This window comes from Hahella sp. CCB-MM4 (assembly GCF_002260525.1).
In the GTDB taxonomy this organism is placed as follows: domain Bacteria; phylum Pseudomonadota; class Gammaproteobacteria; order Pseudomonadales; family Oleiphilaceae; genus Hahella.
Genome location: NZ_MRYI01000002.1, coordinates 276367 through 299504 on the forward strand (window position 1 = coordinate 276367; position 23138 = coordinate 299504).

General features: G+C 47.9%; 20 protein-coding genes. 8 read left to right on the forward strand and 12 right to left on the reverse strand.

Annotated elements, in window-relative coordinates; genetic code table 11:
• Positions 1-93 precede the first annotated feature (93 nt).
• From sctN to sctU, 8 genes are read left to right on the forward strand one after another with little or no spacing between them, the layout of a single operon-like run.
• Positions 94-1440: a type III secretion system ATPase SctN gene (sctN, locus tag BTA51_RS04825; RefSeq protein ID WP_094706718.1), complete on the forward strand. Its 1347-nt coding sequence runs from the start codon at positions 94-96 to the stop codon at positions 1438-1440.
• The gene (locus BTA51_RS04830; RefSeq protein ID WP_094706287.1) at positions 1437-1943 is read left to right on the forward strand and encodes a YscO family type III secretion system apparatus protein; all 507 of its coding nucleotides are present in this window, start codon (positions 1437-1439) and stop codon (positions 1941-1943) included. The genes sctN and BTA51_RS04830 overlap by 4 nt, the downstream gene beginning before the upstream one ends.
• Positions 1944-1946: 3 nt before the next feature.
• Positions 1947-2630, forward strand: coding sequence for a type III secretion HpaP family protein (locus BTA51_RS29885; protein ID WP_141215539.1), 684 nt, complete (start codon positions 1947-1949; stop codon positions 2628-2630).
• Positions 2617-3780 carry a FliM/FliN family flagellar motor switch protein gene (locus BTA51_RS04835; protein WP_168188058.1) on the forward strand — a complete coding sequence of 388 codons (1164 nt, stop codon included), beginning with the start codon at positions 2617-2619 and terminating at the stop codon, positions 3778-3780. The genes BTA51_RS29885 and BTA51_RS04835 overlap by 14 nt, the downstream gene beginning before the upstream one ends.
• Positions 3777-4427, forward strand: coding sequence for a type III secretion system export apparatus subunit SctR (gene sctR / locus BTA51_RS04840; RefSeq protein WP_094706289.1), 651 nt, complete (start codon positions 3777-3779; stop codon positions 4425-4427). Before BTA51_RS04835 ends, sctR begins: the two co-directional genes overlap by 4 nt.
• Positions 4428-4448: 21 nt before the next feature.
• Positions 4449-4718: a type III secretion system export apparatus subunit SctS gene (sctS, locus tag BTA51_RS04845; RefSeq protein ID WP_094706290.1), complete on the forward strand. Its 270-nt coding sequence runs from the start codon at positions 4449-4451 to the stop codon at positions 4716-4718.
• The gene (gene sctT / locus BTA51_RS04850) at positions 4718-5503 is read left to right on the forward strand and encodes a type III secretion system export apparatus subunit SctT (protein WP_094706291.1); all 786 of its coding nucleotides are present in this window, start codon (positions 4718-4720) and stop codon (positions 5501-5503) included. The genes sctS and sctT overlap by 1 nt, the downstream gene beginning before the upstream one ends.
• A gap of 19 nt (positions 5504-5522) precedes the next feature.
• Positions 5523-6569, forward strand: a complete 1047-nt coding sequence (sctU, locus tag BTA51_RS04855) for a type III secretion system export apparatus subunit SctU (protein WP_094706292.1) — start codon at positions 5523-5525, stop codon at positions 6567-6569.
• A gap of 64 nt (positions 6570-6633) precedes the next feature.
• Here the strand turns inward: sctU and BTA51_RS04860 are convergent, their stop codons facing one another.
• From BTA51_RS04860 to BTA51_RS04920, 12 genes are all read right to left on the reverse strand, one after another.
• Complete coding sequence (locus BTA51_RS04860) at positions 6634-7125, reverse strand: hypothetical protein (protein WP_094706293.1); 492 nt, start codon at positions 7123-7125, stop codon at positions 6634-6636.
• 208 nt (positions 7126-7333) lie between these two features.
• Positions 7334-7627, reverse strand: a complete 294-nt coding sequence (locus tag BTA51_RS04865; RefSeq protein WP_094706294.1) for a hypothetical protein — start codon at positions 7625-7627, stop codon at positions 7334-7336.
• Positions 7628-8364: 737 nt separating this feature from the next.
• Positions 8365-8850 carry a hypothetical protein gene (locus BTA51_RS04875; protein WP_141215540.1) on the reverse strand — a complete coding sequence of 162 codons (486 nt, stop codon included), beginning with the start codon at positions 8848-8850 and terminating at the stop codon, positions 8365-8367.
• Positions 8847-11759, reverse strand: a complete 2913-nt coding sequence (locus BTA51_RS04880; protein ID WP_168188059.1) for a transglutaminase family protein — start codon at positions 11757-11759, stop codon at positions 8847-8849. Before BTA51_RS04880 ends, BTA51_RS04875 begins: the two co-directional genes overlap by 4 nt.
• A 20-nt stretch (positions 11760-11779) precedes the next feature.
• Entirely contained in the window at positions 11780-18601 is a 6822-nt protein-coding gene (locus BTA51_RS04885; RefSeq protein ID WP_094706298.1) for an Ig-like domain-containing protein, read from the reverse strand.
• A gap of 321 nt (positions 18602-18922) precedes the next feature.
• Positions 18923-19720: a bifunctional 2-polyprenyl-6-hydroxyphenol methylase/3-demethylubiquinol 3-O-methyltransferase UbiG gene (locus BTA51_RS04890; RefSeq protein WP_168188060.1), complete on the reverse strand. Its 798-nt coding sequence runs from the start codon at positions 19718-19720 to the stop codon at positions 18923-18925.
• Positions 19721-19878: 158 nt separating this feature from the next.
• A complete protein-coding gene (sctL, locus tag BTA51_RS04895) occupies positions 19879-20502 on the reverse strand; it encodes a type III secretion system stator protein SctL (RefSeq protein WP_094706300.1) in 624 nt (207 codons plus the stop codon).
• Positions 20481-21191 (reverse strand): SctK family type III secretion system sorting platform protein, encoded by a 711-nt coding sequence (locus BTA51_RS04900; protein ID WP_094706301.1) that lies wholly within the window; start codon positions 21189-21191, stop codon positions 20481-20483. Before BTA51_RS04900 ends, sctL begins: the two co-directional genes overlap by 22 nt.
• A 92-nt stretch (positions 21192-21283) precedes the next feature.
• Positions 21284-22081, reverse strand: coding sequence for a type III secretion system inner membrane ring lipoprotein SctJ (gene sctJ, locus BTA51_RS04905; protein WP_094706302.1), 798 nt, complete (start codon positions 22079-22081; stop codon positions 21284-21286).
• 2 nt (positions 22082-22083) lie between these two features.
• The gene (sctI, locus tag BTA51_RS04910) at positions 22084-22494 is read right to left on the reverse strand and encodes a type III secretion system inner rod subunit SctI (protein WP_094706303.1); all 411 of its coding nucleotides are present in this window, start codon (positions 22492-22494) and stop codon (positions 22084-22086) included.
• 35 nt (positions 22495-22529) lie between these two features.
• On the reverse strand, positions 22530-22916 hold the full coding sequence (locus tag BTA51_RS04915) for a hypothetical protein (protein ID WP_094706304.1): 387 nt from the start codon (positions 22914-22916) through the stop codon (positions 22530-22532).
• Positions 22913-23137, reverse strand: a complete 225-nt coding sequence (locus BTA51_RS04920) for an EscF/YscF/HrpA family type III secretion system needle major subunit (protein ID WP_094706305.1) — start codon at positions 23135-23137, stop codon at positions 22913-22915. Before BTA51_RS04920 ends, BTA51_RS04915 begins: the two co-directional genes overlap by 4 nt.
• Position 23138: the final 1 nt, after the last annotated feature.

Consider the following 23138-nt stretch of genomic DNA (forward strand, 5'->3'; position numbering starts at 1 on the left):
GCCGATTATTTTCCCTTCATCCCTCACCTACCCTTTCCACCAACTACTGATATCAACCATCGTCAGCAACGTGGCATTGGGATGTATACCAATATGAATCAAACCGCCGAGGCCTTGCCCCCACTCAACTCCTCCAGAACCCGGTTATTGCGGTCGCTGGTTGAGCGGGCGGATTTCACCCAGAAGCGTGGGCGTGTGACTCAGGCGGTGGGCACCATTGTGAAAGCCTCTATCAATGGGGTACGCATTGGTGAGATCTGTCAGTTGATTGATCCTGAATCCAATCGGGCTATTCCGGCGGAAGTGATTGGTTTTTCCAGACAGGAAGCATTGCTGACTCCACTCAGTGAAATGGAGGGGCTCTCTGCGTCTACCGAGGTTGCTCCTACCGGACACTGTCACGAAATCAATCTCAGTGAACAGGTACTGGGACGGGTATTGAACGGGCTCGGTGAACCGATTGATGAGGGAGATCCATTACCCGATGGGGATTCTTATTCCATCGGCGGAACGCCTCCCAACCCACTGACGAGAAGATTAGTTGAAACGCCGATGACCACCGGCGTCAGAGCAATTGATGGCATGCTCACCTGCGGTGAAGGCCAGCGGATGGGGGTCTTTGCTGCCGCTGGTGTTGGTAAAAGTACCCTGTTATCGATGATTACCCGCTCCACCAATGCAGAGATCGTAGTGATCGGATTGATTGGTGAAAGGGGGCGCGAAGTTCGCTCTTTCATCGAACGGGACCTGGGCGAAGAGGGGATGAAACGGGCTGTTGTCGTCGCCGCGACCTCTGACCGTCCAGCGATGGAGCGCGTCAAAGCCGGTTATGTCGCTACCGCGATTGCCGAATATTTTCGGGATAAAGGCAAACACGTGCTTCTGTTGATGGATTCTGTAACCCGGTTCGCGCGTGCCCTTCGAGAAATAGGGTTAGCCGCAGGAGAACCGCCGGCCCGGCGTGGCTTTCCACCATCGGTGTTTGCCACCCTTCCCAAATTGCTGGAGCGAGCCGGTCCCGGAGTGAAGGGTTCGATCAGTGCTCTCTATACCGTGCTGGTTGAGGGTGACGATATGACTGAACCGGTGGCCGATGAGGTCCGCTCCATTCTGGATGGGCACATCGTATTGTCCCGGTCTCTAGCCGAATCCGGGCACTTCCCAGCGGTGGATATTCTGGCCAGTAGCAGTCGCTTGATGAATGAGATCACCTCACCAGAGCACCAACAGGCGGCGAGGCAGTTGCGACGGCTTCTCGCCAGGTACAAGGAGATCGAGTTGCTGGTCAGGATTGGCGAATATCAAAAAGGCAGCGACCCTCTGGCCGACTCAGCACTTAACTCCATTGATGGGATCAATGATTTTCTGAAACAGCAGAATGCAGATGCCCAGGACCTCGATCAAACCCTGATGCTTCTCAAGAAGGCAGTAAATCTATGATCGCTGATGTTGCCAAAATCAAAAAGCACCGGACTGAACGCCAGGCCAGAAAGGTGAAGGTGCTCAGCAAAGAGCTGGCGGAACGGCGTGAGAACAGGGAGCAACTCAAGCAATCTCTTATTGACTTTACCCTTTGGCAGCAACAGGAAACCGCAAAGCTGTTTAAACAGCTTGCCGACGCGCCAGCCACCTTGATCCAGATAGATGAATATAACAGCAAGGTGTCTGCCTTTAAGGAACGCATCACCAGGCTCTCACTTGAAGTCACACAAGCTGAATCCGAGGAGGCTACGGCAGAGAAACATTTGCAAGACGCCGCAGATCAACTGTTGGCAGCGCAACGAGTGGAAGAAAAGTTCCATTACCTGGCGAAAGAGATGCTTCGCGAGCAGGCCGTTAAAAACGGTCTTTTGGAAGAGAAAAATGCAGAAGAAACCGCTATGGAAAGCCACCAGGGTTCTCATATTCCCCTTTCCGTATTCGATTCCGCAATGAAGGCATGAACAATGGTAGACCGTTCTCAATATCACCCTGACTTAGCGGCTCCCCGCTCTCACCAATCATCGTTGGAGAAAGGGCCTCCTGATACCAAAGGGAATGAAAAAGGGAAGCAATCCCAAACAGCTCCAGGAAAGGAGCCCATAGATGAGTCCGCGCTTGAACGTTTCCAGCAGCTGATTCGACAGCACAAAAACGCCAAAGAAGACGAGCTGACAAATGACAGCGATCCATCCCAGTTCCTTTCAGGTTCAGGGTCCTATTCCCCGCTCCATGCCGGTGCAGATCAAAACTCATCAGTCAATGCCCTGTCTTCAACCCGAGAGCTGGCAGAGCTGGTCTCTTCGCTGGTGGATAAAATGTGGGTCAAACGCTCTGGTTCTCCCCATCAGGAGGAAGTCAGGTTGGACCTGAAGAGCTATCAGCTAGAGAACACCGAGCTGCGCATCAATCGTACCGACGGGTTGCTGACCGTGCAGTTCGCGACCTCTGCGGCCGCAAGTTACCAGCAACTTGCACAGGCTAAAACCCAACTCTTACATCTCCTGCAGCGGCGGTATGGCCAAAACGGAGTCACTGTCAAAATCAATCGGCTGGCCCCCGGCGATCCAACTCATGAGGATTCCGATTCAGAATTTGCCACCCAGCCTCATCCACTCGCATCCCGGCAGAATGATCATGACGAGTATTGAACGGATATCATCACCGACAGTGGTGCGGCCCATGGAATTCCCCAAGGTAACGGAATTGGATGTGGAGTTAAATTCAATGCTACCTGCGGGAGCAACGTACAGTTTGAATTTGGGGTCTAGTCGATTGAGGATCCAACTTCATCCACAGCAGGAACTTGGGTCCTTTACCTACCGACTGGCATTCACGCTTAATCATTTCCCCCTGGAACTGGAGATCGATCAGCCCCTTATCATGGCTCTGGTATCGAGCATTGCCTCTGACCAAAGCCTTGAGTCTCTACCTTTCGATCAATTGCCGGCTCAGCTTCAACTGGCCTTACTGCAAACCGTCATTGCCCCCATTTGCGATCAACTGAATGAATCTGGCGGCATGCAGCTCCATCTGGAAAAAATCATTCCTTTACATCAGACAGCTTTGTCCGGTTCCAGATTGTTATGTCGCTGCTCACTTGGAGATTCAACCGGATGGGTAGCCGTGTCTTTTGCGAGAGAAACGATCCACCAGCTGCAGGAGGTCATTCCATCAGGCAAATTGAGGCTTCCTCAGTCTCAATTGAACATTGGTGACCTGCGTCAGGACATCAGCATCCAGATTGCGGGTATCGCTCTCAACCACCAGCAGATCAGTCAGTTGGAACTCCACGATATCGTTCTTCTTGATCAGAGAGGAGCCAGCAATGAGTTCTCTGGCCCAAGTGTTGAAGCTCGCCCTCTTCAAGTTCAAGTCCGTACCGCCAACAGATGTCTTTTTTATGGAGCACTTCGGGACTCGATGCTCGAAGTCACACATATCAATGAGGAAAAAAGGATGGATAAACCAATCGACGAAATACCCGGAGAAACGATCAAAAACCTGGATGAGATTCCCATGGAGGTGGTATTTGAGATCGCCCGGCAAACCTCCACAATCAGCCACCTCAAATCGCTCGTTCCCGGACAGATTTTCGCGCTGGGAAAACGCCCCGACTCGCTCGTAACGATGCAGGTTAACGGCCAGGCGGTTGCCGAGGCGGAGCTGGTTCAGATCAATGAACGAATCGGTGCCAGGATTACCCGGTTACTGGTGCCACTAAAGCCGGATGCAGACAGGTCCGCTCGTTCTGGCTCTGCGGAGAAAACCATGATGAGCGAAGGGAACGGTGAAAGATGAGCACCCTGCCTGATCCTTTTTATCTCATTCTGGGGTTGGCGCTTATTGCGCTGATACCGTTTTTCGCGGTGATGGCAACCTCTTTCGTTAAAATCGCCGTCGTCATAGGGCTGCTGCGCAACGCTCTGGGAATTCAGCAAATTCCCCCAAACATGGCGATTTACGGTCTCTCCATCATTTTAACTGCCTATATTATGGCGCCGGTAGGTATCGCAACCTATGAGGAGTTTATCGACAAGCCGGTTTCACTGGAGAACACAGAAGAATTAAAGGCAATACTGGATACGGCCTCCAAACCCTATAAAGACTTTCTGATTCACCATGGGAGCGAGGATGAGCAGGAATTCTTCCTGGAGACCGCCCTTGAAATCTGGCCGGAAGAGATCGCCAAGAACCTGGATGAACATAGTTTTTTTGTACTGATTCCAGCGTTCACCGCCAGCGAATTAACCAGTGCGTTCGAAGTGGGTTTTCTGATTTACCTGCCGTTCCTGGCCATTGATTTGATCATTTCCAACATCCTGCTCGCGATGGGAATGATGATGGTGTCACCCATGACGATTTCGCTTCCCTTTAAGCTACTGCTGTTTGTGCTCATGGATGGCTGGACACGCCTGATCCATGGTCTGGTACTGGCTTACCAGTAGTCGATCCGCAGGAGATATCCCATGACTGAAGCCGAAGTCATCCAATACACCTCTGAGGCCCTGATTTTGGTCCTGCTGCTGTCCATGCCTCCAATTCTGGTAGCAACCATTACCGGGGTGATTGTCAGTCTGTTACAGGCCATCACCCAAATACAGGAGCAAACCCTGGCATTCGCCGTCAAGTTGGTGGCCATTGTTCTGACGCTCTATCTGACGGCCCGCTGGCTGGGTATAGAAATCTATCATTTCGCCATTCAAGTATTTGATGCCATTCCGGGACTTTCAGGCTAATGGATATTGAGCATGTCTCCAGAGTGATGTTTGTTTTCTTTCTGTCCTCAGCCCGAATGTTGGCAACCTTTACAATGATGCCTTTTCTCTCCAAGCAGTCTCTGGGGAGTGCGATGGTCCGCAACGGCGTCGTGGCCAGTTTCTCACTTCTGACGTTCCCATTGGTGGAATACAGTCTTGGCCAACAGTCCATCAGCGGTTGGCATACCTTGTTAATCATCGGTAAAGAAATATTAATAGGACTGGCCCTGGGATATGTGGTGAATATCCCCTTCTGGGCGGTGGAGTCCGTTGGTTTTTTTATTGATAACCAGCGCGGCGCAACCTTGGCAAGTGCGTTGAATCCATTGTCCGGATCCCAAACCTCACCCTTGGGTATTTTACTGACGCAATCCTTGGTCACCGTATTTTTCTCCAGCGGCATCTTCCTGCTGATGCTCTATACCCTGTATATGAGCTACAGCCTCTGGCCGATATTCGATTTCTTTCCTGGATTAGCGGCCTCCGCCCCGGCGTTTTTCCTGTCCCAACTGGATACCCTAATGCGCTTAACCGTCCTTCTGGGAGCTCCCGTAGTGATTGCGATGTTTTTATCCGAGTTTGGATTAGCCCTGATCAGTCGCTTTGCTCCCCAACTAAACGTTTTCATTCTGGCCATGCCAATCAAGAGTGCCGTCGGTATCGCCTTACTGTGCCTCTATGCCGGTTTTATCATCCATTACTTCAGTGAATTGTTAAGGGATATGCAGGCACTGGTCACTCCTGTGATCGAACTGCTGTCCTGACCTTTTCTTAAGATCAACTATGAGCGAAAAAACCGAGAAGCCCACCCCGAAAAAGCTACGGGACGCCCGCAAGAAAGGCCAGGTTGCCCACAGCAAAGAGCTTGTATCCACAGCGCTGATGATAGCCATCTACGGATTACTCTTCGCCACCGGCTATCATCTGGTTCAGGAACTGCAGAATTTGATCGCTCTCCCGGCTCAATTCTATGAGCTGCCTTTTCAGGAAGCACTAAAGGAGATGCTCAACGGCGTTGCCGAAAAAACTCTGGGAATACTGATGCCATTTATTTTGCTGGTCATCGTGGTCGCAATATCGGCTAATGTCGGTCATGTTGGACCGCTATTTGCGCTGGAATCGGTTAAATTTGATCTGAAAAAAATCAGTCCGGTTGAAGGCATCAAGAAACTGTTCTCCATGAAAAGCCTGGTGGAACTGATCAAATCGATATTCAAGATCATCTTCCTATCCATATTGATTTACTGGGTCATCCAGTCAAATCTGGACGACATCATCAAGCTGCCCTATTGCGGTTCAGCCTGCGTACTTCCCTTTATTGGACATCTGATGTTTGAACTGGCGGTGGTCTCCATCATCGCCTTTATCATCGTGGCGTTGATTGACTTCCTTTATCAGAAGCACGACCACCAGAAGAAGCTTCGTATGACGAAGGATGAGGTCAAACGCGAATACAAAGATACAGAAGGAAACCCTGAAATTATCGGGCAGCGTAAACAGATCCATAGGGAGTTGCTTGAGGGTGGAATGATCGGACAAATCAAGAAAGCCTCCGTTATCGTCACCAACCCCACTCACCTTGCACTTGGTATCTACTACGACGGTGATAAACGCAGCCTTCCTATTGTGACAGTGAAAGCCAAAAACCACATAGCGCAAAGGGTGAAGAAGATTGCCGCAAGAGAGGGAGTTCCTATTCTGGAAAATGTCCCCCTGGCGCGGGCGTTGTATGCTGAAGCCGAGTTGGATAACTATATTCCCTCGGACCTGATCGAGCCTGTCGCTGAGGTACTGAAATGGGTGGCAAGCCTGGAGAGTCAGGAGCATTGAATCAAAAAAGCTATCCTCTTGGGATAGCTTTCTGGTTTCAAACTTCCGGGACTAATTGGAAGAATTATGGCTGAGCGGCGAACCAGACACTCCCCACACCATGGCCGGTTGTATCTCCTGACTGACGATCACCAACCCAGGTGTATAGAGGCTGATTTTTATAAGCCCACTGATAAGTCCCATCCTTACGCTCAATCACAGTGAAATCACCCCAGATCTTGGCATCAGCTTTCGCCAGGAATGGAGGCCAGCTTCCCGCACAACCGTCGTAGCAATTAGAAACCGACTCACCATCTTTGGTGAAAGTATACAGCGTCATACCTTGAGCGTTTGCGAACACCATACCAAGGGAGGTGTTTACTTTGCTAACAACGCCATTGGCACCCGTACTTTTTTGGCTGCTGTTGCTAGTCGCCTCATAGCTATAAGAACTCTTCTGGTGCTTGTCTTTGGCAAAGTAGTCAACGCTATCCGCTTTGCCTTCTGCGAAGGAATTCAGGCTGGCGAGTGACAGTACAGACAGAGTTACAGCAGCGGCTAAAGTGGTCAATTTCATGTTCATATCCTCTTAGTTGTTACAAATTGAATTTCATTCTTTGTAACTAAGACGACACGGATGCAGCATTTGGATGCGGTGAGATGAAATTTTTTTGAAAATATTTTCTAAGCTGGTGAGTCTCGACTTATATACCAGAGTGATAGCATGGAAATCGTCAAGAGGATCAGATAACCCCTTTAACAAATATCGAGTAACCGACATCCGCTTACTTTTCGCGTTTAGCAGCTTTTCGAAATTTATTTTTGAGCAGTATTCCAATAAAAATAATGACTGCGTAAGAAATGTACTGAGCAACATAGAAAACGATCTTAAACGTTAGCTCAGATCCCTGATCATCAACCATGTTGAAAGCGACAATAAGCCCCGGTGCGATTAGCGGCACCAGCACCGGAAGAGCACCATGAGCAAGAGCGTAGGAAAACTCAATCCCACACCACGAAATCGGGATACTTATCAAAGCCCAAGCGAGTGATATTTTTAGAGAATTCATTTTATCCATTGATCCATACATCCTTACTTGGGCGAGCATTGTATCATTGTGGTCAAAGTGTTTAGCCACACTGCGATTTTCATGGAAGTGCATTAACTACAAGTATACACGGCCCCCAGTCTGTAATACCAAACTGATTCTAATTGGCGTTTTTGGTGCGTGGCTGGATTTTGAGAGCATGCTGAATTAGCTTTGCACGTTTATACACTGCATAGCTTCCCCAAATTCCTCCTACAACAACCAAGGAAATAGTCATCACAGCACCTGGTAAATAGCCATACCTTACAGAAAATGAGATAAGTAGTAGGAACAAGAGGGCTATGGGCAGGAGCTTTTTTAGCCGCCTATCGAACACGTTATATCCTCTATAGATAGTCAGATGATAAAAAAAGCACGTAACGCCTATGAGAATAATTAAAACGATGCCTTCCAGTTCATAAGAGGGGTTTGATATCAACAAGAAAGGAAAGAGGCTTCCAATTACGGACAAAATTTTATGTGCTCTATAGCCGCTTTCTTCCCAGAAAATAGAATAAAGGTGGTTCGAATCACTTTCAGATCTCGAAGACTGGATTACCCATTTAGGAATGAGGAAAACCACTCCTAATATGAGTAGGACAACGCCTATATAAATTAGTAAGCTCATGTCAGCCCATTCACATCAAATCATTACAAAATATCTCCACATCCTCCAGGAGAGTTAGCTGTTATAAAAAGTATTTGCCATCCTTTGAAAAACCCAACATTTATATTCCTACTGCCCCAAGTACAAGAGCTATTAAAAATATCAAAATCAAATAACTAAATCGATACTTCCAACATCTAAAAATAAAAGCCAAAAAGGATAAATATGGTAGATATGGAGCTAAAGAACCAAAATTTAGCCGAATGAGAGCAAAAGAAAGTTCTATGTTGATATACATCCCCCCACTCAACAAACAAATAAAGGTGAACTCCGTAAAGAACTTCTTACTAATTATCAAATCCTTAATTGTACGTGGCTGTTGAACAATTTTATATCGACAACAAATCACTTCATTCATACCTATCAAAATAGACAGCCCAATAGCCATACAAGCTAACTGACTATATCCTTCATCGATAATGTACGTAACTCCTAATAAAAAACCGATAGCACATAGGCTTAACAATGAAATATGAAACTCTAGTGATACACGTTCACAATGATACAACCATCTTTCTTTTAACCTCACGCTATAATTAGAGCTCATTTGAATACACCTAGCATTTTAAACGCGGCAAAGAGCCCCATAAATCCACCAATTAATGTTGCTATCTGTTCAGCCAAGACAACTGTGACACTTAAAGCCACGAGAACCTGAACGATAATAAATGAGATGAGCCAACCTATAAACAAGGCGGCCACTATATTCACAGCTATCTTCATCCACGATTGATGAGAAGTTAATCCGTTAACTATTTCTGTTAATATTGTTGCAATATTGGAAAAAAGATTAGTTGATGGGCTACTTGAGCTTGAATCAGCAGATAACGCCACAGTTAAACCAAATAGAGAGGATATTGATGGAATGTTAATAATCCCACCATTTTCCCCTCCACTGATCCGATATGCACCTACGCCATACTGCGGGTTGATAATGGAATATCCACTCCCTTTCCATCCATTCACTGTAATCGGGCTCTGATGTACAGTTACTTCAAAGCCTTCTTGGATTGCTCGACGTATTTCATTTCGTGCCCCGTCATCAATGTTTATCGCGCTTAATTGTTCGGAATTCGCTTGAGTTAAAGTATAGATTCTCTGTCCCTGAGCCATGGCAATTGCTAAGGCTTTTACTGTACTAACGCCTTCTGCTGTACGTTCATTAGTAGAAAACATCATCTCAGGAATTTGGCTTTCGAATGCGCTACTACGAATGCCACTAGTCCGATTAAACGCCAACCAATCTTCATAACAATTGTTCTTACTTTCCGTATTAGACTGAATCCGGTCTACGTCCATCACCATACCGGCAAACAAATACTGTCTGGGTGCACCAAAGTAATAGGTTACCTGTGCATTCGTACCAAAGGTACCATAGGATGGGCTCCTATAACTCACAACATCCGATTCCCAAGCAGCTAGTTGATCCAAAGCATAGGTCATCGCCATATATCCTATAATGCCACTCTGGAGAATATTCCCCACCAAGTTGTGCTTGGTCAGACCGTTGTAGTTCTCAGATCTTGCCTTTGCCTCAACCTCTTCAAGATCTGTCTTTATTTGAGTAAGCTGTTTTGAGCTCATGCCCTGCATATCAATCCCGACCGCCTGGTATTCACCAGCCACCAGACTGTTCTCACTAAATTTCCAGCCAGCTTGCGGAGAAATAAAGCCCAGACGAGATCGAATCGCCTGACCTAAGGACATTACTGGTGTTGTGGCAACGACTTCACCGTCTTTCGTGATTTCGCCAACCATTCGAATCAGGTTGGCAGGTAATTGGCTCGGAAGTTCGTCCACGCTTGTAATACCTTCAGGAATATAACTGGCGATAATCGCTTCATCCTCAGCAGTAGATGGACGGAATGAAATCGCCAGACGATGACCAACCAAATTAGGCGTTAGATCCTCCAATTCAGCAATTACCGCCCCCCATTCTTCGGGATCAAAGACTCCACCACTGACACTACCTAATTGAAGCCTGAATTTGTAAAACAGCGAACTGGGAAGCGCCGGAGCTACTTGTCTTGTCTCTTCCCGCAGGTAAGGCACCTGAATTTCGGAAATAGATAAGGCCGTGCTGGGTTGAATTTTCTGGCTTCCCAAAACCTGCTCTAAAGTCGCTTCGGCATAATTCGTTTCCAGGTAGTCCTGAAGCTGTGCATTAAATGAAGTAAACTGTTCTTCAATAAAAGCTGAGTTAATTCCTTGGACCCAACCTTCTTCTTCATTCACGATACTTCCCTGTTTAACTTGCGTTAAAAAGGATTCTCCATCAAATGGGATTGCACTCTTTAGGTCGACCCCTTCTGTATAGGTATATCGTTTAAAGCTGGGATCTAAACTTATCCACTTTCCATCAATTTGGGCTTCCACCCATACGTGTTCCAGTTCCGTCTCTTCCAGTGCTCCGCCATAACTGATCTGGCGATGAGGAATACCGCCCTGACTCAAGAGGTTGGCAACCGCTTCCGGATACCTAACGTCTCCGATCCAGTTTTGAACTTCAACTGTGGGTAAAGCGACTGTACCGTATACATAACGGGCCGGAACCCCCGATTTCCTCAAAAGGGCGATCAATAAGCTAGCGGTATCGAAAGCATTACCCTGCCTTGCCTCCAAGGTATAAGAGGCTCCTTGCATAACTCCGTAACTGGGTAGCCAGCGAATGTTGTCATGAACCCATTTATATAGTGTGAGCGGATCTTCGCCAACTTCATCCAATAGCGCCTGAACTTCATCAGTAGTTTGTGTGGCAGAATCTGTAGACAGGTAGACAGTCGGGTCAACTGCCGGCTCACCTGAATAACCCACAAGAGCTTCGACTTGTGATTGATTGAGATAGATGTCTCTGGGTGGGGCAGCTACAAAATCGAAGTCGTTGCTGTAGCTTTGGCTGGCCCTTTCAAGAGGATAAGCCAGAAGATCAGTCAGTTTATCGAGTTCATGTTGTGCCTGATCTTGGTTATCTGCATTTTGAAGATCTTCAAGAGTAGAAACAATTTCTTCCATTTGCTGATTAAAGTTGGCACTAAACATGTTCTGTCGCTCAAGTGCCTTTTTAGTTAGCAGCTTATCTTCCAAATGTTTTCTGTCTTGCTCGAGTAGATCCTGGAACTGATCATTGAGTGGTTCCAGCTGATCAATATACCTCGCCAGTTCCTGCCATCCCTTCTGGTCAACGTTTACGTCGCCACCACTATTTGAAACACGGCTACGCCAAGTTAAAGCTTCTTCTTGAAGCTGCTTGAGCGCTGCACTCAGCGGGCTAATGACCTCCAGTTGATTAAGAGGCTTAGGGGATGTCAGTTCACGGTATGAGGCGTAAACGTATGGGGTGTACCAAACGAAACTGACAACGAACAGTACAAATCCAGCGATGACACGCATTACTCTGCTAGCCGGGTAAAAGGCCGGGCTATTTTTCTCTTTAGCAGAACCAAGATTGATTTTCATTTTCATAACCTCCTTTACCCTTACAATGAATCAACCGGACTACAGAAATTTGCACTGTCACAAAACACACAACGGCGACGATTTAGTTTCCGTTCTGGATAGACGAGTACCGTAAAGGTCTCCTCCTTGGTGACACCGTGATAATCCGTTAATCGAAGGGTAAAGTAATGAACACCTACTTGGTCTTGCGTGGGGGTCCACCTCAGACGTCCTGCGCCAGAATCCATTTGCAATTCCATCCCGGTAGGTGCTTCGATGAGTTCCATGTTTGCAACTGCATATCCATCCGCATCTATTGCCTGAATAGTATATTTGTAGAGCTGACTGACATAAGCATCCGCTTTTGGACGGTTCAGCAATATTGGCTCTAGCCCATTTCCGGAACCAGTCCCCGAGTCAGGATCTCCCGATTCATCACTCACATTGATAGTAAACTTTTGCTGAGTCCAGGCACCAAGACTATCCGTAACTTGGACCGTCATCGTTTGCACAGTGTTGCTCATACTGACATCAGGAAGCCATTCGATAATTGCACTATCGCCAACCTGAGACATTCCAGGGGGGCCACTTAGAAGTTGATAACTCAGGGAGTCACCGTCAGCATCTACAGCAGATATCGTATAACGGAAGGGTTGACCAGCAATGGCTATGACACTGGTCTCTCCCAAGATCCAGGGTCTGCTATTAGCACCGGACAAATCACCAACTGCTATGCTGAACGTCTGCGTCGAAGCTGACCCACGAGAGTCTTTTACCATTACGTTTACAGGAAACAACTGCGCAGCCTGACTGAACTCCGGCAACCAGGTTATTCGATTATTAAAAAGCGATAGTCCAACCGGGCCATCAGTAAGAAAATAACTGAAGCTATCCCCATCATTATCTTCAGCAGTCAACGTGTATTCATATGGAATACCAACTGCGGCCGTCTGTACGGGTGAGCTTGTAATCACCGGCGGACTATTGACGCTTTCATTAACCGGCAGAGTAAGCCTCTGTTCGGCATAACCTCCCTTGCCATCGTGAACCTCAATCAAAGCCTCAGCCGAACGCCCGACCCAATCTGAAGAAGGCAGCCAAGTAAAAAATCCAGAGTCAGAAATTTTCATGCCTTCTGCCGATTCCAGTAACTTATAAGTGAAATCAGTATCGTTATCCGGGTCACTCACGAGGACCTGATATTCATACAACTGACCGGCATAGGCGCTACCATCAGGTATAGACTTAATCCTGGGTGCGTCGTTGTAGATAAAACCGATCGCTACATCGATCACAAAATACTGCTTCGTCACAGCCCCCTTGGAGTCAATGGCACTGATTTCGGCAGATTTGACACCAACATGTCGATATAGAGGAGTCCATTTGACCAGCCCGGTAGTGCTGTCGATCGTCATACCATCCTGCTTCCGACTCAGTGCATATGTGACAGTATCGCCTTCCGGGTCGACAGCATTAGCCTGATATTCATACTTGAAGTCCTCCTTGGCGGAAGTGTTTGGCGTTGTGGTAAACACTGGCGGCAAATTATCCGGTGGCGACACTATGAGTGTGATTACTTGCTCAGTACTCGCACCCGCCAGGTCTGTCACACGTATGGTGATAGTGTAGTTACCCTCAATGGGATTCTTAACACTCAGCCGCCCGGAATATTTGCCGACGAAAATATTGCTAGGTGGATCGATAAGCTCAAACTCATGACTGTCACCTCGATCGGGGTCGCTCACCGTTACTTGTAATCCTGTATTCTCCCCCACAGTTGTTTCCAACACAGAAGAACTGGTAATAACGGGAGCAGTGTTTTGCTTCTGCATCGAGAGTGCATATGTCTGAGAGTCGTGCAGTCCAGCTTGATCCTTTGCGGACACTCTGACGACAGCGGCATGCACACTGTTGTTGCCCGTCAAACATTCGGACACCCCTTCAGGAACAACCAATTCCGCAATCAGGTCGCCTGACAAAGTTGAAACATCCACGGTGAAAGGCACCGTCACTGAGGCTCCAAGACTCAAACCGGAAATAGCCTGGGAACCAAGTTCCCGCGTCTCTCCATCAGATGACTGGAGTGAAACTTTGAGAGTAAAGTCAGAAGTTACAGACGCACGACCCCGGTTTTTCACCGTTACTGCAACAGTACCCGCAGCCTCATCAATCTTAAAGCCATGAACCGTCAAATCCGCCAGACCCGATGCCGGACGGTCAGGATAGGCATTGGCACGGAAGGTATTATATTTCAGCCAGCTCTTATCCGGGTTGAGTGGTACAGTCATATCATCATTGATATTACTGACACTATAGGCATGCTGATTCCAGATGCTTCTCGTTCCCACCCAGGAATCGGAAGTGTCCTCGATGACCCTGATACCTGGATTCACTGGATCATTAAAACTGTTGCTGGCTGCAACAATTTCAGCGTGACCATCATGATCGACATCCACGACAAGCGGATACTCATAGGCAGTCACACTAACATTTTCGATTTCGTATATAACCTCTCCACTTACGCCGTCGTATACGCGCAAGTAGTATTCATCGCCATAGACGATTTCCATACGTCCATCGTCATTAAAATCGAAGGCGGAAGAACCGGTTTTTCCTGACGATTTATCTCGGGTTGGTTGGCTCCAGACAATATCTCCATTGGCATTGAAAACTGTATAGCGGCTACTTCCGGCTACACCTATTTCAGGTATGCCATCACCGTCCAGATCCGCCACCAAAGGAGGGCCACCATTACCTCCACCTACAATTTTCTTATCTTTCCATATGAGACTCCCGTCATGATTATAAAGAGAGAGATATCCATCCAATACATTGACGATCTCGGGGTAATCGTCATCGTCAAAATTGCCAAGCGCGGACGTCCCCTCTCCATTAGTAATAATACGCTTACCGGTATGGTCATATATCGTCGGTCCAGCAACTAACTCCATGTCGCCATCCAGATCAATATCAGCCGCATAGGTAAGAGGGCCAGAATGGTTCTCTCCTTGTGGATTGGAACCATAGCGGTCTTTCCCGAGCCACTTCAGATTACCTTTATTGTCATATAAGGCACGTCCCAATATGATGTCAGGCGAGCCATCCTGATCCAAATCAGCAATAGCAGGACCGCCCCATTGGGCTTGTTCGTATGTATCCGCCTGCCATAACAACTCCCCTTGATAGGACAACGCTGAGAGCTTGCCCTGAATATCTATAATGACAATTTCCGTCGTACCATCACCATCAAGATCAGCTGCAGCCAAAGATCGCAGCGGGTAAGGCCGCACAGTTTCAGCGGTCCAGATATGCTTTCCATCTTTTGCCGAAATGGCTCGCAGGAATCCAGAGTATTGGTAACCACTTTTGCGGAAAGCCTGAAAGATGATAGCGATGTCATCATCTTCATCCAATTTGCCGTTGCCATTAGTGTCTTGCAGAGGTACCGCTATAGGAGCATGCATTACCTGGTTATATTCTGAATGTGGAATCACCTCCCCTGGGATAGGCCATTCCCATTTGATAACGGGTTCAAGCGCTCGCAAATCTTCAACTGGGTCTGAAGCACAATTTAGATTCTCATCCGCACGGTTATCGAGATAAAGCTCAGATCCTATCCAGTTAATCAATCCATTCTTACGGTCGATGTCCATTCCTTCAGGGCTATCGAGAAGACTGAATAACAGCGTATCGCCCTCGTTCGGATCTGTGGCATCGACGTCATATTCATATCGGAGATTCGCATCTCCCATGACAACAGGAGTGCTGATAATCGTCGGTGGCAGGTTTTCGGCAATGGACAGAGTTAGCGTTTGCTGAGTTGTAGCTCCGCGGAGATCTTCTACCTCCACGACAATCTGATAATCACCAGCGGCTAATCCATCGATGTCAGCAGTCAGGCGACCAGTGCGGGAATCTATACTCAGGCCTTCCGGACCCGATATCAGAGTATAAGTGCGGGCATCTCCAGCATCAGCGTCTTCTGCCTCAATTTGGAAATTGAAATATTGTCCGGCCTGATGGCTCAGCTCAGCCTCACTGACGATTACTGGAGTTGAGTTAACATCCTCCACGTTCAGGGTAAACAACCGATTATCAACCAGATTTCCAGGATCCATCACAGCCAACTCTACCAGCGCAGCACGAGCTTGATTGTTTCTGACATCACACTCTTCTACAACCGAGCTAACCGACATACTCACGTAGATATCCCCTGTTAAGAGATGCGGAAAGACACTAATACCTACACGAGAGGTTTCACCGGCTGCCAGCGCTGTCTGGCGCTGGATACCCAGCAGATTGCCGAGTTCAGGCGAGCCTACATAGAAGTACACATCTACCGGAGCTGTTACATCCTCCAAACCTCTGTTGGACAATGCTGTACTGAGCTGATACACACCACCAGCACCTGGCTCCAGGAGGATAGAGCCCAGACGTAAGTCGGAGTGGTTAATCAAACGTGTTTCCGTACTAACCTCGCCATCAACTGAAACATCGCCAATATGGGTGGTGTAACACTGACTGTTTGCTTCCGCAACGGACTGCGTATATTCCGCCGAAGGAGTCCAAGCGATCAGTCCGCTGACCGGATCGATCGTCATAGCCTCTGGTGCCACATCTAACCGATATGTCAAGGAATCGCCATCAACATCGATCGCAGATGCAGAATAGGTATATGACAGTCCTTCAGGCGTACTAAATGTCGGCTCACCTTGCAACATCGGCGCATCATTCACAGGCTGGATTGTCATAGACACAGTAACAATCGTGGAATCCTGGGTGCCGTCGTTGACCAGATAGGTGAAGGAATCCAAACCGTTAAAGTTCTCCTGAGGCTGATAACTCAGGTTAGGTACTTCGCCGCTCAGTGTTCCGTGGGCCGGTGCGTCGACAACTACAAAAGTTAGACTGTCTCCGTCAATGTCAGCTCCTTGCAGAACAACGTCGGCAGAGCTGTCCTCATCCAGTGCCAGAGTTAGTGATTGTGCAGTAGGTGGATCATTAACCGGTGTTACGGCAATGGAAATAGTTGCCTGTTGAGATTGTTCTTGACCATCACTGACTGTAAATACAAAGGCATCTTTCCCGTGAAAGTTCGCATTAGGCATATAGATTAATGCGGGCGCCTCACCGCTCAAGACACCATTCGTCGGTTGATTAATCAGCGTGTAGGTTAATGTATCCGCATCACTATCTAGCGCGGTCAAGGTAATAGCCAGAGCTTGGTCTTCAGAAACTGTCAGCGCCTGATCATTGGCCGAAGGTACATCATTGACGGGCGCTACGATGATATTGACCGTTGCCTCATTGGACTCAAGATCCCCATCAATTACTTTAAAGTGCAGGCTATCCTGGCCGTTAAAATTCGCATTGGGCGTATAAGTCAATTCCTCACTATTTTGGACGATGGTTCCGAACTGGGGTTCCTGAGTCACCAAGAATTGAGCTTCATCTGTATATTCGCCGGAGGCAATCAGCGTAAAGACAGTACTTTGATCTTCATTGGTAGTAACTTCCTGATCCTCGGCCACTGGTGGCTCGGCACCACAGCTGCCTTCTCCCAGATAACGAAGGCGCAGGTAGCCCTTGCCATTTAGCGCATAGTTGGTAATAACCACCTTAGCCAAGGCACCGACCTTATACAGTCTATTAGCACCAGCTCCCTGCCGGTTCGTCCAGACTGGTATCGTAATCTCCTGATTCAGTAACCGGTTCATCGCCTGACGCATTGCACGGCTGTTTTTCACACCCGGTACAGAGTTAACCCAATCCCCCAACTCGAGAAGTTTGTCCTGTGGATCATATGGGTTGACATATTCGCTGGCATTCCCTGGCGGAAAAAGCGAGTTCACCAGAGCACTTTGTTTTACACTACCGTTCCATGACAACCAGATAAAATTGCCCTGGTTCACTCCGGGATACAAGGTGACCGAATCCCCTTCCGCCGGCAGAGAGTTGAGATCAACCGTCAATGGATACAGTGAGCATATATCTGCCTTGTCTGTGTTTATTCCCGACAATTGACCAGAGAAAGGCACATTATTGATCTGCATTGACCCATTCCAGGATTTTGCGAACAAATGACCACGGATAACACCTTGAGGGTTACTCACGGTTGCCATAGGAGCAAGGACGGAACCTTCAACACCGATGTACTGGAGCCGCAATTCCTCGGCTTGGTAAAAGTTGAAAACTACTTTATCAGCAATATTGGCCAGGGATTGCAGACTCATGCCGGACATACCGGTTATCCGGCCATCGATATTGAAAACGTATGTCGCATCAGTGGGAGCACAGGACGAGTCGACTTCGAATGTATGTGCCTGAAGTAACTGCGCGCCCGAGAGGTTAAACACCTGTAGATTGCTGTCGCAGGCTGCCGTCAGGTATAACCCACCCCATAAGAATTCTGCCTGACCGCTCGCCTCCAACTTGGACAAGTCCTGGGAAAGTTCTTCCAGATATGCTTTCGCACTCTGAAAATCAATCTCTGGCGGCGCAGACCCCATAATGGCCGCCCCTTTCGCCATTCCGTACCGTACAGAGTCTCCGATCCCCTTCACGGAGCCTCCAGCAACAATACCTCCATGGTAAACCCGACCACTGGGAAATACGATATTCCCACCTGCAACTAGAACATCACCAGCCTTGTTCGGCTCTAGTTTATCTCCCACACTGTAATTGTTGAGAGCAATATTCCCTCCAACAGCCAAACGTCCTTCCACATCGGAAGAATCAGCCCGAAAATCATCAAATACAAAAGCATTATATTTCTGGGCTGGACCAAAATCTTTGGCAAAAGCACTAAAGCTGAGTAGACCAAGAATCAAAGTCGTAATGAAAGAGGCAACATACTGCATCATTAGGCAATCCTGAGTTCATCCTTTAGGGGTAATCCACAACGAAGACTACGCAGTGGTAATGCGAGGGCGCGATTATACGGGATGGAAACGGAAGTGGAGCTTTTGTTGTGAATCTTTTTTAATGTTTCACATTTCATGAAGATAATAGATGAAAAGAGCAAGACATATTGTCTGAGAAACCTTATACAGCATCTACACTAGCTGGCTAAATTGGCTCTGGATCGGAGGTTAATACCCCCTCATAATTAAACTCAGACCTCAAAAAAATAACATATAGTATAAGTGGCCGAACTAGTGTATCTATTTTATATGAAGCGAGATTCATGCAACCGTTCCTTTAACGGCCCAAGCCCTGGCATTAAGGGCAATACTTCCATCCGACTTTCTGGGAAGTACATCTGACAGTCGGCGTGATATTTCTTCACGCAGGTCATCTCCTATCGACGCGACGTATGCGGATGCCGGTCCGGTTTCTCCCATAAATGGCTTCCAATAGTCATCAAAACTAGCAAATTCCGTTGGGATTTCGACAGCTTCACATTTCACGTCGTGAAAGCCACTATGAACAAACAAATCCGCCAGTGCTTCTTGATGACAAAGAGGGAATCGATTGCCTTCATCCAGTTCTTTCGCCGACTGATCTAACTCTGTTGCCACATCCCAAAAGGAACGCAGAAACTCCATGCCTTTTGCATAATCCCACACGCATGCTGAAACGGTGCCTCTTGGGGCCGCCAGGGAGCGCATTTCGTGAATAGCAGTATCGGCATCCGGAAAGAAGTTCAATGCAAACATCGAAGAAATGCTGTCGTATCCGCCAGGCCGGCTCGGTAGATTTCCAATTCCAGCCGTCGCGAAAGACACCTGATCATGTTGGTAGTTACTCCGGGCAAACTCAATGAACGATTCCGCTGGATCACAACCAACAACAGAGGCTGGATGTGCTTGACTGGATATTGCACCTGTCAGCGAGCCCGTGCCACACCCGACATCCAACCAATGAATTCCGCTGGGTAATCCGAGCCATGACAAGAACCTTGGAGCAATACGTCGACTCCACCGGCCCATAAAATACTCATAACTTGAAGCCTTACTCCACCTATCACTATCATTTGACATCTTGATTGCCCTCCTGTGCCGACGCATTGAATAAAGGAACCAAGCCTGCTCATTTGCCTTTCGATATCAGCAGTGATTATCACTCAACTCGACAACAAAATTCGTCATTAGATTATTCTACACCTGCTGACGAAAAGGAGTCCCCATGTTCTCACCAACTACCGATCCCCCAAGGCAGTTTCTATCAGTTCGTTCAGCCGGGCAAACTGATCAGATATTGAGCACTTGATAATGCCGGCATCGCCTTCCAGAACACACATTTCGCGGGAAATCCGAGTGTCCGCAACGACTTCAAAATATTCGACACCGGGATGATTTTCCTTAATCTGGGGGAGAGTGGCCTTTACCTTATTTTCCATTTCAGGCGCTACGCGTATCAGAACCCGGTAATCATTTCTCAATGAGGTGAGGCCGGACTGAATCATGCCGATCATTTTCTGCTCGTCGTCGATCCCGCCAAGTATTCGCTCCAGCGTCAGTTTGACCAATTGCACTAAATCCGTTTCCGCCATCTGCATCATCTGATTGGCCCGAATACGAGCGGTAATCAAACGTTCGGCACACTCCTGTCGGGCAATGGAGATGCCGTCTTTGTATCCATCCTGCAATACTTGTTCTGCCCGTTGTCTGGCTTGAGCCATGATGCTATCAGCCTCTTTTCTGGCAGCATCAAGCAGGTTGTTCGCTTCGAGCAGAGATTCATAATCAGCCGCCTTGATAATACCGCCATTTGGATTGACTCCTGCCGACAGCGGCTTGATTAAACTGTAACCGGTTTCCATTGTGGATTAATCTCCTGAGCGATCTTCAACAGCAAACCCTGGGCGCGCCCTTGGACTTCGAGAATCTGATGAACGTCATTAACATAGGCACGGAATCCGACCTGCCATTGGGATTGAATTTTTTCTGCATCTTTCTTATCGAAGAAATAGAGCATTCTCTGTATGGCAGGCTTCAACAGGTTGTTTGAAGCAAGTGACAGAAGCTTCAGCCCGGAATCAAATACTGCTGCCCTGGTCTCCTCCCCGCCCAGGAACTCCCATTCATCCAGGTTGATAGCCTTACACAGTGATCCCGCCATAAAAGGCGCTCTTTCGAGCGCGAAACGGTACCCTGGAATCCCCAGACTTTTCTTGATTTCCCGCTGTTGCTGGCCACAGATAATCTGTCTGATTCGGTGATGATTCAGCGCAAGCCCGGCATAAAGCACTACCTGACGGAAAGTATTTCCGGGAAGCAATAGCAATTGCAGCATCGGATCAGCAAACGATTCGGCTGGCACCTCCTCAAGAACTTCCGGTTGCTCCAACAGAAAACGGTTGAGGGTTCGGGTAGCTTCAGGGTTCGCTGTAATGGCAGCCAACTGCGGAGGGCTCAGCCACGGAGTCAACCAACTGGCATCCACATAACTCGCAGGCAGCCAATTAAATTTGGCCATCAGAATGAGCAGATCACTGGATATCATCGGCATTTCACCTTCTTTTCCGCTTTTCTATCCATCCCTTTCCGCCCCTTTCTACCTTAGTTAGCCATTCAGTCTTAACCAATGAGTCCGTCAGCCGATTAAGCCTGACCTGCTGGAATCAGGTGGGTCTCACGTTTTCTAATCCGCAGGTACAGCAAAACATTGCCCGCCAGAGCGCCTGTCAGCAGAACCAGGACAATGCCAATCAGTGTATATAAACGGTCTGTAGAACTGGCCGCCACACTGATGGAAAAGACACTGTTCATCGTCTGGGACGGGTCATTGGAAGCAGATTGGGAAGGAAACAAGGCCACTGAAATATTGTCATAACTCAACCCTTCGATACTGTTATTGACCAACATTTTTATCTGCGGCACAAAGTCATCGAGATTGACGTTGCTGGCATATTTTATGAAAACTGACGCAGAGGAGACTTTCAGAGGCGCTTTCTTGCCTTCAACTTCGGGCATCACAACATGAACTCTGGCTGTAATGACACCATCCAACTGTGACAGGGTTGCCGCGATTTCCTGTGAAAGCCCATAAATATACCGGGCCCGTTCTTCGAGGGGCGAGGATATCAATCCGTCTTTCTTGAACAACTCACCCACACTGGCAAAGTCGTCCCTCGGGAATCCTCGGCTTTTCAGAACCTGGATCGCCCTCGACAGATCCTCACCGTCTACCATCAAGGTTACCAGTTGCCCCTTCTGGTCAGATACCTTTTCGGTGTTGATTCCCCGCTCCAGGAGAATGGAAAGCATCTCATTGCCTTCTTTTTCAGTTAACCCTGAATATAGTTCTTCATTGCAACCTGAAAGCAGGATAAACAACGCCATAGCTAACAGGCGAAAAAGCATCATGGAATGGGTGTGTATTTCAGCAATGACTTTCATGGCTACTGACTCTTAAGCAGTGTATCCAGGTTCTGGGTGCTTTTACTGACCGTTTTATTGATGAGTTCGCCCTGCAAAGTCAGCTTGGCGAGATCAAATTGCAACTTCATCATGCTATTGATTCTCAGGGGATCGGTACCATTCATGGATTCCTGTACTGCACCTACCTGACGGTCATACCCGGACTTCATGTTCTGTAACCCCTGCAAGACTTTGTCTCCCAGAGAATTTCCGGCACTTTCCGCTGTGGTCACGGCATCTATATTTCCATCACCAAGCCTAGAAGGGTCTGCCGGTTGCTGCAGACTATTCTGGAACTGCTCCACGGCCACACTATCCGCACCGACATTATTGCCAGCGCTCTGTTCGGTACTAAGAAGATTCAAACTGTACTGAATACTGATCGGCTCCATATTTCACCTGTCTTGTCCTGCATTGATGGGCGGGTTTATCCCCGATCCAATTCATAAGTCATGATATTGCGCGCCAGACGGGCTGAAACGATTTCTCCACTTACTGACACGCTTTCCAATATCGCCCTGGCGTCTGCCGTCCTGCCTTGTTGAAGCCATTCCAACCCTATGAAACAGCACAATATAGGGTCATCCGATAACTCAGCCGTCGGCATGCCCAACTCGCGACACACACGGGAACGCAGCATTTCCGTAATAGCCAGCCCCAGTGCTGACGGCCGATTACCGGGTCTGATCAGATCAATGGCCGTGAAGACTTTATCAGCCTGATCAATGTCACCACTGAGCATCATGTCAAAGGCCTCATTTGCCAGCTTTTGAAGTACAAGGCTGTCCGTATCGACTTCGGTGATCGGGTTCATTGCATTTTCTGAACGATGCTGGCGAACGTATCCTTGAGGGATTTGATGGTTGTGCTGTGTAGGTTATTGAGCAGTCCCCATTCCTGAATTTTTTGTTGAAAACGAATCAGGTCTGTTGAGCTGTTAGGATCCATACTTTCAGCAAACGACCTTAGTTCGTCCTCTTTCAAAGTTGCCTGCCGCCCCATTGACTCGTTAATTGCTTCAAAGTTAAACGCCATG

What these genes read in the sequence shown, in the direction of transcription:
- sctN (WP_094706718.1), top strand. Translation starts at nt 94, where the DNA reads ATGAATCAAACCGCCGAGGCCTTGCCCCCACTCAACTCCTCCAGAACC.
- BTA51_RS04830 (WP_094706287.1), top strand. Translation starts at nt 1,437, where the DNA reads ATGATCGCTGATGTTGCCAAAATCAAAAAGCACCGGACTGAACGCCAG.
- BTA51_RS29885 (WP_141215539.1), top strand. Translation starts at nt 1,947, where the DNA reads ATGGTAGACCGTTCTCAATATCACCCTGACTTAGCGGCTCCCCGCTCT.
- BTA51_RS04835 (WP_168188058.1), top strand. Translation starts at nt 2,617, where the DNA reads ATGACGAGTATTGAACGGATATCATCACCGACAGTGGTGCGGCCCATG.
- sctR (WP_094706289.1), top strand. Translation starts at nt 3,777, where the DNA reads ATGAGCACCCTGCCTGATCCTTTTTATCTCATTCTGGGGTTGGCGCTT.
- sctS (WP_094706290.1), top strand. Translation starts at nt 4,449, where the DNA reads ATGACTGAAGCCGAAGTCATCCAATACACCTCTGAGGCCCTGATTTTG.
- sctT (WP_094706291.1), top strand. Translation starts at nt 4,718, where the DNA reads ATGGATATTGAGCATGTCTCCAGAGTGATGTTTGTTTTCTTTCTGTCC.
- sctU (WP_094706292.1), top strand. Translation starts at nt 5,523, where the DNA reads ATGAGCGAAAAAACCGAGAAGCCCACCCCGAAAAAGCTACGGGACGCC.
- BTA51_RS04860 (WP_094706293.1), bottom strand. Translation starts at nt 7,125, where the DNA reads ATGAAATTGACCACTTTAGCCGCTGCTGTAACTCTGTCTGTACTGTCA.
- BTA51_RS04865 (WP_094706294.1), bottom strand. Translation starts at nt 7,627, where the DNA reads ATGGATAAAATGAATTCTCTAAAAATATCACTCGCTTGGGCTTTGATA.
- BTA51_RS04875 (WP_141215540.1), bottom strand. Translation starts at nt 8,850, where the DNA reads ATGAGCTCTAATTATAGCGTGAGGTTAAAAGAAAGATGGTTGTATCAT.
- BTA51_RS04880 (WP_168188059.1), bottom strand. Translation starts at nt 11,759, where the DNA reads ATGAAAATCAATCTTGGTTCTGCTAAAGAGAAAAATAGCCCGGCCTTT.
- BTA51_RS04885 (WP_094706298.1), bottom strand. Translation starts at nt 18,601, where the DNA reads ATGATGCAGTATGTTGCCTCTTTCATTACGACTTTGATTCTTGGTCTA.
- BTA51_RS04890 (WP_168188060.1), bottom strand. Translation starts at nt 19,720, where the DNA reads ATGTCAAATGATAGTGATAGGTGGAGTAAGGCTTCAAGTTATGAGTAT.
- sctL (WP_094706300.1), bottom strand. Translation starts at nt 20,502, where the DNA reads ATGGAAACCGGTTACAGTTTAATCAAGCCGCTGTCGGCAGGAGTCAAT.
- BTA51_RS04900 (WP_094706301.1), bottom strand. Translation starts at nt 21,191, where the DNA reads ATGCCGATGATATCCAGTGATCTGCTCATTCTGATGGCCAAATTTAAT.
- sctJ (WP_094706302.1), bottom strand. Translation starts at nt 22,081, where the DNA reads ATGAAAGTCATTGCTGAAATACACACCCATTCCATGATGCTTTTTCGC.
- sctI (WP_094706303.1), bottom strand. Translation starts at nt 22,494, where the DNA reads ATGGAGCCGATCAGTATTCAGTACAGTTTGAATCTTCTTAGTACCGAA.
- BTA51_RS04915 (WP_094706304.1), bottom strand. Translation starts at nt 22,916, where the DNA reads ATGAACCCGATCACCGAAGTCGATACGGACAGCCTTGTACTTCAAAAG.
- BTA51_RS04920 (WP_094706305.1), bottom strand. Translation starts at nt 23,137, where the DNA reads ATGGCGTTTAACTTTGAAGCAATTAACGAGTCAATGGGGCGGCAGGCA.